Origin of the sequence: Paenibacillus spongiae (genome assembly GCF_024734895.1) — a bacterium.
Taxonomy (GTDB): Bacteria; Bacillota; Bacilli; order Paenibacillales; family Paenibacillaceae; genus Paenibacillus_Z; species Paenibacillus_Z spongiae.
This window is the reverse complement of the sequence record NZ_CP091430.1, coordinates 1,467,619-1,481,192: the sequence shown is the minus strand read 5'-3', so window position 1 is coordinate 1,481,192 and position 13,574 is coordinate 1,467,619. Positions and strand designations below refer to the sequence as shown.

Below are 13,574 nucleotides of genomic sequence, written 5' to 3'. Positions count from 1 at the left end.
TGTTCGTGTTTTTCTGACTAGCTGTACCATGCGGATCCTCCCCTCTACTTCGTTGGCAAACCGAATTCCTGCCGTTTGATCGTAATCTCTTGATTAATGGTCCGGACGTAATTCTCCAAGGTTTCGCGCGGCTCTGTGCCGTCGGTGTAAACCTCGTAGAATGCGTTGTTCAGATGGCGGTCTAACGAATATCCGCCTGGGACGGCCGGTCGGCCGACGACCCAATTCAATTCCTCGGTCAACTGCTTCAGCTCTCTTGCGGACCAAGGCAGCTGTTCAAGCGCTTCCAGGTTTGCCGCGGCATAACGCGCCGACTCCCCGAGAATGGCTTCCATCTCGCGTCCGAACGTCACCTGAGCCTCCGTATCGGTCCACCACTTGATAAATTCCCAGCCGGCTTCTTTATTCTTCGCATCTTTGAACATGACCGTGCCGGTAGCGGTGCTGAGCGTTTCATGATGAACCGATCCGTCCGCGTCGCGCATTCCCGGAAGCGCCGCGAAATTCCATTGGCCTCTGATCTCGGGAGCGAAGACGGTCAAGAAGTTATAGGTGGTATAATCCGCAATACCCAGCGGCATCTCGCCCGTGCGGAAGCGGTTGATGAAATCGAATGTGATCGGCAGCTTATAGTTGGTGTACAGCTCCGTCCATTTCTGGAAGGACGTGATTCCGACGTCCGAATCCAGGTCGGTGGCAATGCCGTCTTCCTTATAGAATTGGCCTTTGTTCTGGTAGAGCATCGTCTCGAAGACGATGTTGGTCGGCAGTGCAAGTTCCATGTTATGCTTCTGAAGCTCCGGAATGACCTTATACATATCCTCCCAGGTTTGCGGGACCTCCAGATTCAATTCGTCCAAAATATCCTTCCGGTAGAACAGCATCGGGAAGGTTTGCGTTTCGGGAATGGCGAATACGCCGTCTTTATAGTTGAAGCTTGTAAACGCGCTGTCCTTGAACCGGGCTTTGATCGAATCGAATTCCGGGAATTTCGATAAATCCTGGAGCGCGTTGCGCATGGCGAAGTTGATCACGTCCCCTTGGGACAACGCGATATCGGGCCCCTTCCCCGCCAAGGTGGCAGGCAGGACGACAGCCGCATTAACAAGCTGCAGATTGACGGAAATACCCGTCTGCGGCGTGAAGGAATTGTCGATCATCGACCGAAGCAGCTGAGCTTGGTCCCTTCCTGCGGCAATCCACACCGTTACTTGTTTCTTGCTGTCTTGCCCGCTGCTGCTTACCGTATTGTAGTTCTCCGTGAAGGATTTCGCGAAGGACATCACCTCATGTACGGTTTTGCGGACAATTCCGGTACTGACAGGCGGTGTCGCAGCATCCGGGGATTTGAAATACAAATAATCGATTTCCAGCGGCTGCTGATTCACGGTAAGAAGCCAAGTTCCCAGCGCTGTTACATTGTCTTTGAAGCGCTTCAGCCTGGTCGCCAGAGTCTCGGGCCTGCTGCCCAAATCGTCAAGCTGATAAGCAGTCGTTCGCAATATCGTTGTGCTGTCGCTTGCTCCGCGAATCATTTCGTCCATCCGTTTCGCCGCTTTCTCCAGTATCTCGCTCTGCTTTTGGAAGACCGATTGGAGCTCCGGAATTTTCTTCTCCAATTCATAGTCGCGGAGTGGATCCGGAACGGTTGACGTAATCATGACGATTTTGAGATACAGGGCATTCAGCTGCTGAATGCTGGAGCGGACCGTGCGAATAACCTCGGTCAGCTCTCCCATGTTCAGCTCGAGCTTGATTTGGTGCTTGCCTTTGGTCAGATAGAATAAATACGGCTTTCCGTCTTCCCCTGGGGTTCCGATCTGCCACGCCCCGTCGTACCGGAACGGAATCGTTTCTGCCTCTTTGAATGGAACGATGCCGTCGATCGTGAGTTTCCTTACGACATTGACGCCCCGAACCGTATTCTGCTTGTAACGCAGTCCGAATTCATAGAGACCGTCCTCGGGCACTTCAATGTCCCAAGCGATCCATTGGCCGGGAATTTTCCAATTGACCCCGCCGATCGTATTCATCCGAATTTTCGACACATGATAGGGCTCCGTACCCGGGCTTGACCGGTCGTTAAGGGGATACAGCGAGGGATTCGATTTCAATGACGCGCTTTCGCCTTGAAACTTAATAAATTGTCCCTTGGTGACATCGTAGCCCTTGTCCTCATAGGACTTAACCACGGTCTTGTAATCAGGAATCGTCTCTTCCTGGTACAGCTTCAACGAGTCGATAATCATAGGCTCTCTGAGCGAGTTCAGTGTAATGCGATGCTGCCCTTTCGTTAAAAAGAACGAGAACGGCTCCTTATAGTAGCCTTCCGCATCATGAAATATCGTTTCCTGCCATTCCGGGTTCTCGACCTGTCTGGGTCTCAGCTCATTCCCGTTCGAATCCATTTCCACCTTGGGAAGCTCATTGCGCCATACCCGCGAGAATAAGAGTCTGGTCGCCTCATCGAATGGAGCGCTTCCATCAATGAGCAGCTCCCGCTCGATCGACGAGCTGTTGCCATCCACGGGATAGTAACGTAAACCCATATGATATAAGCCATCCTCAGGCACCTGAACATCCCAGTGAATAGCGCCGGTATCTTCCGTGCTGACCACAGGAGTCGATGAACCTTCATAGGAGTCTATTATTGTCGCATTCATTCCGTCGGCAGCTGCGAATGATTCCGCTTCGATCACTTGCGTAACGGAGGGACGTGCTTGATCCGCGTATTGTGCGATGTACGATTCGTACCGATTGCCAGCCGAGGTTTGAATTGCCGCAGGGTCTGCCGTAAGCTCCAGCCCTCCCTTGACGGGTTCCAGAACACTGCCTGACGATTGTTTCACAGGAACAACGGAGACGATGATGATGACTACGACCAGGGCCAGCAGGGCAGCAGCAATCGCCTTTGTTTTCCTCGTTACCTTCCGCATGCGAAACCCTCATTCCTCTTCAAATGGTAATCCATATAAAAGGACGGGAATCCCGACTGGGATTCCCATTTTCAACCTGTTATGTGTGCTGCGTTACTTCGCTGCTGGCGCTTCCGCAGCGGCTTCTTTAATCGTATTCAGCTGCGCATCGATTGCAGCCTGGGCCTTCAGCTTGTTCCGTTCCATAACCGTTTCCGGCGACTCTCCACGATTACCAATGGAATAAGCCGAATCACCGAGCGCACCATCTAGAGGAAGGAAGATTGGCTGGGAATATTTCACGATTTCCAGCATAGCTTCAATGTCCTTCTCATCCGCGAGCAGCTGCTTCTCCGCCTCTTCGCGCAGCTTCGGCTGCACGCGGTCCCATGTCTGGATGTAATCCCAAATATAAGCTTTCTCTTCCGCTCTCTTTACGTTAGCCGGGATATAGTTCTGTACGTAGTTCTCGATGCTTCCCTGCCATACGGTTGCTTTAGGGCCTTTAGGGAAGAAGACGAAGCCTTGCTCATCCGTCATCGTCGTGCGTGTCGCGCCTTCCCATACCTCGCCGGTTACCATAGCCGCTTTACCGGCAGCGAACACGGTTTGGGAATCATTGTAATCGTCGAAGTTCTCATTCTTGCTCGGCTTTACGACCTTATGGACATTGTACAGGTCGCTGTAGAAGTGAAGCGCTTCCAGAAGGTTCGGATTGTCGAATGCAAACACATGCTTGCCGTCCTTTTGCTCAATGAAAGCGGCATCATTCGAGTGAATGAGAATCCGCTCCAATGTCGGTGCCGTGTTGGTTACACCCCATTGATCGATTACGCCGTCGCCGTCCGTATCCTTCGTCGCCTTCTTCGCGATATCGAGGAAGGTTTCCCAATTCCATTTGTCTTGCGCCACTAGATCATGCGGATCCGGCAAGCCTTCACGCTCGAACAGCGTCTTATTATAATAAATACCCGATGCATTGCTGATGCTCGTCGTGAAGCCGTACATCTTGCCGTTGACCATGCCATGCTTCTTCATGCCTGCAGGCCACTTCGGATCTTCGAAGTCGAAGAAACCGTCAACTGGCATGAACAGACCTTGATTGATAGCCGGGATAGCGAAGTACAGGTCCAGCGGTACGATGTCCGCTACGGATTCGCCGGTCAGCGCTGCGTTGGTGACCATCTTGATGCTTTCGCCCCATGGCACCTTCTCATATACGATCTTAACGTTGAATTTCTTCTCCGCCTCTTTCCATCTCTCAAGCTCCAGAGCGCCCTCAGGCGTTTCTTCGGATGGACCGTCCACCCAGTTGATAATTTTGAGCGTTTCACCGTTCATGTCGATCTGCCGTTCTTCTTTTACCGGCGGCTCTTCTTCCTTGACGGGCTCATTCTCCTGCTTGTTTACTGTCCCGTTTCCTTCAGATTCCTTCGCGCCATTGTTTCCCGTACTGCCTGAATTAGAGTTGCCGCATGCAGCTACAAAAATGAGTGTAAACGCAAACAAAATGGTGATGACTACTTTCACTCTCGACATACCGTGAACCCTCCCCATTAAATGATGTGCAAGCTCATCTTTCTTTCCCCTTATTAAACAATGACAGGCGTTCTAGTCGTCATCCCTCCTAACCATAGTTTCCCCGAAGCATAAATCGGATCTTCCGGAAGTATCCTTAAGTATGGCGATTCTCTCATTATTCCATAAATTCAATATATCACCGCCGGAGGAATCATTCAATATTAATTATTATAATAAAAAATAATTCTTTTTTTAAAGTTGGACCGCCCCGCGCAATCGAACAGGCCGCTCCCCTCGAACCCCCGTCATCTCTCCATATTTTCATTATCCAGATCAGCATTGACTCCAATTCCAACTTGTTCCACACCGATCTCACAATATGATCCTAGCACATTGTGAAAAAACCTTCCACTATTTTATATAAAATTAAAATAAAATACCTTTCTCCAGTCACAAGAAGAACGGGATTGCGTCATCCTGGGGGCGAAGTTAGTTTCTTCCGTAAAAAAAACCTCAAGCGCCACTTATACAAGTGGAACTTGAGGTCTATATTCCCGCGTCCTAATTAACTCCGGCGTCTATGGCTCCCCTCGCGCATGACGACCGGACCGATCGTTAACGCAAGCACGAGCAGCACGATACCCGTCAGAAAAGAAATCCCGTAGCTCTGCAGCCAGAATGGGCTGTTCTCGATCTGCTTATATATTCGTCCGCCAAGCAGCGGCCCGATAAAGCCCGTCACCCCTGTCAGCGCCGAGAATACCGCCACGTACATGGGACGGTCGGCCTTGGGCGTATCGCCGATCATAAAATTAAATACGAGCAAATTATAGCCGCCCAGCCCGAATCCCAATGCAGCATGAATAATTAGGAGAACGAGGATGGCCGGCAGGATCTCGATTCCGACCCACAGCACGCAGGAAGCGCCAATGATCGGCAGCGTCCAGAGCAGCAGCGTGCGCGTCGCGAATCTAGCATTCATAATGCCCCAATAATAGTAGCTGAACATCATGACGACCATTTGCACCGTTGTTATGAACGTCACCCACCAAATGCTGACTTGGAGTATTTCCAGCATCACATAGGAAAATAACGGGACGGCTATATTTTGCACCAAAATAAACAACGCGATGAACAGAGTCGCTTTCATATAGGATAAATCTTTTAGCGGCTTCAGGAACAAGCCCGCCGAGCTGGATGCCGCCGAACGCTCGAAGGGAGGGTTCGGATACCGGCTCAGCTCGATTCCGTTCCATACTACGCACAAGACACTGACGGCGTATAGAATAATAAAGGCGGTCTGCTGATCGAACTGCTGCAGGATCTGACCGCCGACCAGAAGCGAGAAGCTGGCGACAGCCCAATGAATCGTATTGCGGATGCCGAAATAGCGGCCGCGCACCTGAGCCGGCACCATATCCGCCACCAAGGAGGCAAAGAAAATGCTGCTGGTCGCACCCATGATGAAGGAGAAGAGAAACATGCCGATAAATACCGCAACGCGCGATCCTTCCGGTACCAGGAAGGGGATGAGCCCCGTTGCCACCCATACGATCCGGTGCATAACGCCGAATATCGTAAGCAGCAGACGGCGATTGTTAAATCGCTGAATGTAATAGGCGGCAATCAACTGCACGACGTTAGCGAGCGCCGGAATAGCAAGCGCCAGGCCAACCTCCGCAGAACCTCCTCCCAGATACACGATATACGCGGTCAGGATCGGGGCACTCCCCAGAAAATTGGCCAGGATGACTGCCGGTATCCCTTCCATGATCGAGGTATATAGGCCGCGTCGTTGGTCGGATAAATGTTTGCGATAAAAGACTGATACTACATGTCTGAAGAATGACATGGCGGGCTTGCTCCTTCATGGTGTCTATTCCAATGCCTTGTCTTGTCTTGCCTTGTTCTGGTCTTGCCTTTCGCTTAAATTCTCTTTATTGCTCTTGCGTCAAGAGCTCGCCAAGCGTCCGAACCATGACGCCGGTGCCGCCCTTCGGCTCCCAGGAGCGTTCGCTGTCGAGCCACGCGGTTGCCGCGATGTCCAAATGCACCCACGGCCGATCTTCAGCGAACGCGCCGATGAATAGGCCGCCTGTAATCGTGCCTCCCATCCGGCCTCCGCTGTTCTTCATATCGGCGGCATCGCTGTCCAGCTGCTTGCGGTATTCGGGGAAGGACGGGAGCTGCCAGATCCGTTCTCCCGACTGCTTGGAAGCCTGCATCACCTGCTGCAGCAGCTCATCATTATTCGTTACCGCGCCCGTGACGACATTCCCCAAGGCAACGCCGACAGCTCCGGTGAGCGTCGCAAGATCGATCAGCTTCGTCGCGCCGCGCTTGATCGCGGTCGTAAGACCGTCGGCCAGGACGAGGCGCCCTTCGGCATCCGTGTTCACGACTTCAACCGTCGTGCCGTTCATCATCTTCAAGACGTCGCCCGGCTTATAAGACCGGTCTGAAGGCATATTCTCCGCGGATGGAATGACCGCAAGGATGTTCACCTTCGGCTTCAGCTCCCCGATAATGCGCATGACGCCCAGAACGGAGGCGGCCCCGGCCATATCGCAGATCATGGTCTGCATGCCTTCCGCGTTCTTCAATGAAATGCCGCCCGTATCGAACGTAATGCCTTTGCCGATCAAGCCCCATACCTCTTTATCGTCAGCGGCGCCTTCATAATGAATGACGATCATCCGCGGCGGGTTGGCGCTGCCCTGACCGACGCCGAGCAGGCCGCCCATTCCTTGTTCAGCCGCCGTCCATTCATCCAGCACTTCAATCTCCATGCCATATTGCCCAGCCAGCACTTCCGCCTCTGAAGCCAGAAGCTCCGGCGTCAGATGGTTGCCCGGAAGATTGGTCAGATCACGCGCATAGACAACCCCAGCCGCAAATACCGTTCCGCGTTGAATGCCCGCCTTCCACTGCTCCTCCGCTTCCGGTGAATGGCCTGCTGCGTCCGCAGGCGTGAAAGTGACCGAGCGAACGGTCGATTGACGCGGGCTATCGTCCGTCTTTACCGTCTTGCGCTTGAATACGCCGAGCGCGTAGCCTTCCGTCATCGACTGCGCCGCCTGTGCCGGCGTACAAGCCGAAGAACCGAGGCGCACCGCCTCCGGGAGCAATTGTTGAACGGCATTCGCTTTCAGACGCCCTGCCGCCTTGGCAGCAGCTGTTGCCGCATCCCGCAAGCTGTCGGTTGTCAGATCCGAAGGAGCCACGCCTACGTAGATCACATGGCTGGCAGGAAGAAGACCGAGCGTCGGCAGCGCAAGCACTTCCTTCGCTTCCGCTTTAAACAGCCCCTTCTCTACATGTACGCGAAGCGCCGCGTCCAGCTGCGGATGCACCCACAGGGCGCTCTCCTCCTGTACGTCCTCGCGGCTTACAAACTTGACGATGACGTCATAGTCCGCCGTCTCCCCGTCATTCATCCCATATGTAAACTGAACCTCGCTCATCCTATCATCCATCTCCTCTCTCATATCCCGGATACCAAAAAATCAGGCTATCCCCGCCCTCGTCAAGCTGGCCCTCAAGTGATGATAGACGCTGCCTGGAAGCGCACGGCTTCCAGGCTTCTCCAGTCCTTATCATCCGTCTAGCTGAGGTCCAAAGTCACGATGGTATCGGTTATAACCCGATTCTAATCCTTTACTCTACTAATGGCAAATAGATCTTGAATTCCGTTCCTTCTTCCGTATCGCTCGTCACTCGGATCGTGCCGCCGTGATTGCGAATGATACGATAACTGACGGATAAACCGAGACCGGTGCCCTCGGCCTTCGTCGTATAGAACGGATCGAACAGCCGAATCTTCGTCGTATGATCCATCCCTTTACCGTTATCCCGTATCGCAATTTCAATATAAGCGCCCTCACGCCTTGCAAGAATGACAATGCATCCGCTGCGCTCGTCTCCAAGCTCCTCAATGGCATCCATCGCGTTGCGCATGATATTCAGAATGACCTGCTTAATCTGCTTCACATCGATGGAGACGGCTAGCTGCTCATCATAGAATTCCATCTGAATCTGACAGCCTTTCATGAGCGCTTCGCTTTCGCACAGCAGAACGACTTCCTTGAGCAGGGAGGTGATGTAAACCTTCTGCTTCATCGGGGCGGAAGGCTTCGAGGAGTTGAGAAATTCGTAAATAATATCGTTTGCCCGGTCGATCTCGGCCAATATGATGCGGGCGTACTCCTCTTTGCCGAGCTGCAGCAGGTGCGGCTTGAGAAGCTGAATGAAACCGCGGATGGAGGTTAACGGATTGCGGATTTCATGCGCAATGGCTGCCGCGATCTTGCCGAGCATGGCCAGCTTATCGTTCTGGTAAGCGGTTTGCTCGATCTGCTTGTATTCCGAAACATCCTTAACGCTGAATAAGTAATCGCCGTCCAGCTGGTCCCCATAAGTCACGGTCACCAGCAGGTGCTTGCCGTTCGAGTCCTGAAATTCCAGATAGCGGCTGCGGCTCAGAAACATTTCCTTATACAGACGCAGCAGAATGCGCTTCGTACCCGTTCGCAGCTGCGGATGGGTCAATAATTCGCGCAAGCTGCATCCGATCAGCGTCTTTCTCGGAATATCGAGCATCTTGGCCATCTGCAGATTAATGAAGGACAGCATGCCGTCGCTGTCGAATATCGCGATTCCGCTATCCATATGCTGGAGCACATTCTCGTATTTGTTTTTAACCATGCGGAACGAACGGTGTGAATTGAGCAGCATGTCGCGCATTTCACTGAATCGCTGCTCCTGCGTTTGCTCCGGCTGCACCCGGAAGCGAAAGGCTACCATCAGCTCGATCAGGAAGATGAACGATCGGTGGTACAGCTTTAACGCCTCTTCCGACTCCACATTCGCCACGAGTGTCTGCATGGACTCTTCATGGATGGCTATAATATCTTCCGGATGAATGCCGTGAAGCAATTTGCCGATTTCCGTTGCTTCATAGAGAGAAGCTTCACTGCCGCTTCGTATGTATTCGGCAAGCGCCGGAAAATATCGCTTTCGAATCGCTTGCATGTTCTGCTCCTCTCTTGCGGCCCCATAGGGGAAGCGAGGCCATAGCGGGTTCACCTGTGTTAATAACGCACCGATTCGCGACAAATATCGCTCTATTCATAACGCTTAAAGTAATAATAGTAACAGCTTCTAATAATTGTCAACAGGAGATCCTGTCGAATATCGCCTGCTTTCCGGGTAGGATGAAAGGGCTACGCGGTCCTCCGGCGGGGTATGGATAAGAACCGATACTTAGCAATAAACCGCATGAACGCAGATTCATTATCCTGTGTTCACGCGGTTTATTCATTGCTGCCCAGCAGTATGCTTCTAAGGTGTCAATCCCCGCGCTCCCGCTCTTTCCCGGCTTTATGAGACTTCTCGTTTTCTTTATCTTTATCTTTATCTTTATCTTTATCTTTATCTTTATCGCTAACTCTATCTTTTTCCTTTTCCTTCTCCTTACGCTCCTGCTTTACTTCCTTTTCTTTCTTCTTCTCCTGCTCACGCTTGCGCCCATCGTCGTCCTCTTTATCCTTCTTCGACCCGTTTGCTGCCGAAGGCGGATAAACGGCAGTTTGGCGGCCACCATTGGCTTGTTCGCCACTCTGCTGCCCGCCTGAACGATCCGAGTCCTTGGAATCGTGTTTCGTGTCTTTATTCTTTTCTGGGTTGTTTTTTACCGATTGGGATTTATTCGGTTGGACCGATGATGACCGGTTACGGTCGCCGTTATGATCATCATCGTCATCGTTATCGTCGCTGCCTTGCTTCCATTTTCGATTCGAGCCTGACTCTTTGCGGTCATCATCGTCTTTCTCTTTATCCCGATTCCGCTCCTCCTTGTTGTTTTTGCCCTGGTTTGTCCCCCGCTCTCTTTCTTTGTCCTTATTCTTATATTTCCCGTTTTCCTGCTGATCCTCGGTCTTGTTCTTTGCCTGGCCTGGCTGATTGACAACGGCAGCTTTGCCGTTTGCAGTCTGCGCATCCGCCTTGTCATTCTGCTTCGGGTTAAGAGCCTCTTTATTCGGCAAATTATTAGCCTTCTTATGCTGTTCCTTTTCTTTCTTCAACAGCTCCTCAAGCTTCTTTTTCTGCTCCTTCTGTCTCTGCTCCGCCGCTTTCTTTTCTGCCGCCTGCTTCTTATCATCGTCCAGAACGGCGCCGACGCCGCCCCATTGCTTCGCCGTTTTGTGTATGGATGTATGCTTCAGCTTCTTAATATCGACATCATGGCCCTGGCTCTTGGCTACGAGATAGAATGCCATTTTCCCTGAGGAGAGTCCGGCTTCGTTCGCTGCATCCCGAATTTCCTTCGGCGCGGACACGGTGTTTACTCGTACGGTACGCTTGCTATCCGCATCGTTCTTGGCGAGCGACTTCTTCACGGCCGCATCCACATGGGCGGTTAGCCGGGATTCGAAGTCAGCCTTGCCCGTTTCCTTGACAAGCACGCTCGCGATGAGAACATCGCCTTCCCCGCTGTCAAAATAATGGGCGGCATCCACACGGTCCATAATCGTCTCTGCGACCTGTTCCACCTGTAAACCCTCGTATTCCATTCCCTTGGTCAGCTTCTTGGCCGACCGATTCATCGCGCGCAGCTCGACTACCTTCTCTTCGTCGTCGACTCCAATCTCGATGCTTGGATTGATATCCATCGTCAAATAAGCGACAACGCCGGTCTGCGAATTCCCCAGGCTCATAAGAAGCGGAATGATCAGAAGCAGCACAATCGCCGCCGCACCGATCCCCAAGCTGTACAGAGCTTTCGGCTTACGGATGCGGGGGAGGGCATCCAACCGGATTTCGTCTCCAACCGATACGCCGGCTGCGGACGGAACGCGCCGGAATTGTCCATCCGGCGTCAAGACAATACTATGGCGATTTTCGATTTCCATAACGATCCCGCGGTTCATGCTCTCACTCCTTTCGCATCGTTCTCGTTATCGTTTACTTGCTGCAAGGGCTGCAGATAAGCCTGCAAATAGGGATAATCCCCTTTATGTAATAAAGCTAGCGCAATAATGTATTTGCGATTGCGCTCGATCGTTTTTCTCGACACGCCGGCCAGCACGCACAGCTCTTTAATGGGAAGCTTCTGCGTCGCTTCGAACGATTGAAATAAGGCCGGCGTTGCAGCCAGCGATAAGCTGATGGATGCCAGCAGCAATCTGGAATCCGCATGCTTGGGAGACAGGTCGGGCAGCTCAGCAAACGTGATGCCGTAGTGCTGAAGACAGCCGTTATACTCGGCGATTTCCATTTGTCTCGCCTCGGCATCCTGCTGCAAGCTGTAACGCTGCATCGCCTCCTGCGTTTCGATCGGATTTACCGTCTGATCTTCTTCATCGACGGTTTCGAAGGAGCTGTATGAAATCGTATTGGAATGACGCTGCTCTTTTCGGACATAGTCAATAAGCCTCCGCCGGATGACCGTTTCGGCAAAGCCGAGAAACGATTTTCCTGCATGGCTTGCGTATTGCTCGATGGCTTCATTGAACGCGCTCAGCGCAATGCTGAATTCGTCATCGCGTGTAGGATCGATATATCTTTTGCAAAACCGGCTGGTCACCTTGACGATATACGGCTGATAGGCGGCGATAAATTCATCGCGTGACGCAAGTCCTTCGCGTATTCGCGCAACCGTGTCTTCCGGCGATTCTTCACTCTCACCGGCCGATCTCTGCTTACCGAAAAACCGCTTAAACAGTACGAGTAGCAACCGCTCCACCTCACATGTATAGATTTCGTGTTGTTCTTTGCTCTTGTGGGGGTCTCCATATTAAATAACAAATAAAAAGCCTCCTTCTACAGGAGGCAAAGTGGTTAACAATATCCTTCCGAGGTTCGCCGCTGACGCAGCTTGGCGCGACGCTTGACGAGCACGCCCAATCGATGCTTCAATTCAGCCTCCCAAGCCTCGTCGCCGATCTGCTTCGCAAAGCTTAACAGGTCAAGCGCCATATCGATTTGGTTGGAGACGACATCCATCGGGTCTTCATTCTCATTATTGACGCAGTTCTCGAACAGTTCACTGCCGTCCTGATCGACATATTCAAGAAAATCAACTTCAGAAGCCCCATCCCCATGGGCATATTCAGCTAGTATTTCGTACTCGTTCTCGATGCCGTGGTGGATTGCAACCCGGTGGCACACCGGACAAAACAATATCGGGACATTATGAATATGCGTCCGAAAATGCTTCAGCGTTCCGTTCGTGCCGATCATACTGGCGCCGCAACAAAAACTCATGTTCGTCTCCCTCCTTACCACTGTCTCATTCGCGATATAAAAACCGTAGAAGACCGATGCGACATTCTTCTACTCAACCTATTCGCGACGGGGGAATGAAATTCCTGCTTTCCAAGTTTCGACACTAGCCCGAAAGGGACGCCAACGCTGCGGAAATGAGCTTCATCCCTCCGAAATATAAGCATTGTATCGCGATCATTAATATTTTCTTATCTTTCAAAAAAAATAAAACCCGGCACCGTGAACCGGTGCCGGGTTATCGTACGATTCGTTAATGAATCGCGCTTCGTTATTATTTCGCTGTCAGATGCTTGTCGCCTGGTTTCCAGTTGATTGGGCACAGACCGCCGGATTGCAGGGCTTGCAGGACGCGAAGCGTTTCTTCTACGCTGCGGCCAACATTGTTGTGGTTGACGACTTGGTATTTCACTTCGCCTTCCGGATCGATAATGAACAGGCCGCGCAGTGCGATACCTTCTTCTTCGATCAGGACGCCGTAATCACGAGCGACGCTCTTCGTGATGTCAGCGGCAAGCGGGAAGTTCAATTGGCCAAGGCCATTATCATTTACTGGTGTATTGATCCAAGCGCGGTGGCTGTGCTTGCTGTCAACGCTGACACCAAGAATTTCAGTACCCAGCTTGCTGAATTCGCCGGCTGCTTCGCTAAGCGCCGTAATTTCAGTTGGGCATACGAAAGTAAAGTCAAGTGGATAGAAGAAAAGTACGAGCCATTTGCCTTTGTAATCCGAAAGAGAAGCCGTGCCGAAATCTTGTCCATTGCCCGTTGCCGTTTCCATGTTGAAATCTGGAGCCGGACGGCCTACCAAACGTTCTGCCATTCGAGAATACCTCCTTGACGCTTTCGCGTTCA

Annotated in this window: 9 protein-coding genes; all 9 read right to left on the bottom strand. The window is 52.0% G+C overall.

Annotation, left to right across the window (positions count from 1 at the left end):
- Positions 1-44 precede the first annotated feature (44 nt).
- Positions 45-2,936, bottom strand: coding sequence for an extracellular solute-binding protein (locus tag L1F29_RS06700; RefSeq protein ID WP_258387561.1), 2,892 nt, complete (start codon positions 2,934-2,936; stop codon positions 45-47).
- Between the two features lie 93 nt (positions 2,937-3,029).
- Entirely contained in the window at positions 3,030-4,454 is a 1,425-nt protein-coding gene (locus L1F29_RS06695) for an ABC transporter substrate-binding protein (RefSeq protein ID WP_258387560.1), read from the bottom strand.
- Between the two features lie 547 nt (positions 4,455-5,001).
- Positions 5,002-6,288 carry an MFS transporter gene (locus tag L1F29_RS06690; protein ID WP_258387559.1) on the bottom strand — a complete coding sequence of 429 codons (1,287 nt, stop codon included), beginning with the start codon at positions 6,286-6,288 and terminating at the stop codon, positions 5,002-5,004.
- An 85-nt stretch (positions 6,289-6,373) separates the two neighbouring features.
- Complete coding sequence (locus L1F29_RS06685) at positions 6,374-7,900, bottom strand: leucyl aminopeptidase (RefSeq protein WP_258387558.1); 1,527 nt, start codon at positions 7,898-7,900, stop codon at positions 6,374-6,376.
- A gap of 193 nt (positions 7,901-8,093) precedes the next feature.
- Positions 8,094-9,467, bottom strand: a complete 1,374-nt coding sequence (locus tag L1F29_RS06680; protein WP_258387557.1) for an ATP-binding protein — start codon at positions 9,465-9,467, stop codon at positions 8,094-8,096.
- A 317-nt stretch (positions 9,468-9,784) separates the two neighbouring features.
- Complete coding sequence (locus L1F29_RS06675; protein WP_258387556.1) at positions 9,785-11,365, bottom strand: anti-sigma factor domain-containing protein; 1,581 nt, start codon at positions 11,363-11,365, stop codon at positions 9,785-9,787.
- Positions 11,362-12,171 (bottom strand): RNA polymerase sigma factor SigI, encoded by an 810-nt coding sequence (sigI, locus tag L1F29_RS06670; protein ID WP_258387555.1) that lies wholly within the window; start codon positions 12,169-12,171, stop codon positions 11,362-11,364. The genes L1F29_RS06675 and sigI overlap by 4 nt, the downstream gene beginning before the upstream one ends.
- Before the next feature lie 104 nt (positions 12,172-12,275).
- Positions 12,276-12,701 carry a hypothetical protein gene (locus L1F29_RS06665; protein ID WP_258387554.1) on the bottom strand — a complete coding sequence of 142 codons (426 nt, stop codon included), beginning with the start codon at positions 12,699-12,701 and terminating at the stop codon, positions 12,276-12,278.
- Positions 12,702-12,993: 292 nt separating this feature from the next.
- Positions 12,994-13,542: a peroxiredoxin gene (locus tag L1F29_RS06660; RefSeq protein ID WP_258387553.1), complete on the bottom strand. Its 549-nt coding sequence runs from the start codon at positions 13,540-13,542 to the stop codon at positions 12,994-12,996.
- Positions 13,543-13,574 lie beyond the last annotated feature (32 nt).

What these genes read in the sequence shown, in the direction of transcription:
- L1F29_RS06680 (WP_258387557.1), bottom strand. Translation starts at nt 9,467, where the DNA reads ATGCAAGCGATTCGAAAGCGATATTTTCCGGCGCTTGCCGAATACATA.
- L1F29_RS06665 (WP_258387554.1), bottom strand. Translation starts at nt 12,701, where the DNA reads ATGAGTTTTTGTTGCGGCGCCAGTATGATCGGCACGAACGGAACGCTG.
- L1F29_RS06700 (WP_258387561.1), bottom strand. Translation starts at nt 2,936, where the DNA reads ATGCGGAAGGTAACGAGGAAAACAAAGGCGATTGCTGCTGCCCTGCTG.
- L1F29_RS06690 (WP_258387559.1), bottom strand. Translation starts at nt 6,288, where the DNA reads ATGTCATTCTTCAGACATGTAGTATCAGTCTTTTATCGCAAACATTTA.
- L1F29_RS06675 (WP_258387556.1), bottom strand. Translation starts at nt 11,365, where the DNA reads ATGAACCGCGGGATCGTTATGGAAATCGAAAATCGCCATAGTATTGTC.
- L1F29_RS06685 (WP_258387558.1), bottom strand. Translation starts at nt 7,900, where the DNA reads ATGAGCGAGGTTCAGTTTACATATGGGATGAATGACGGGGAGACGGCG.
- L1F29_RS06695 (WP_258387560.1), bottom strand. Translation starts at nt 4,454, where the DNA reads ATGTCGAGAGTGAAAGTAGTCATCACCATTTTGTTTGCGTTTACACTC.
- L1F29_RS06660 (WP_258387553.1), bottom strand. Translation starts at nt 13,542, where the DNA reads ATGGCAGAACGTTTGGTAGGCCGTCCGGCTCCAGATTTCAACATGGAA.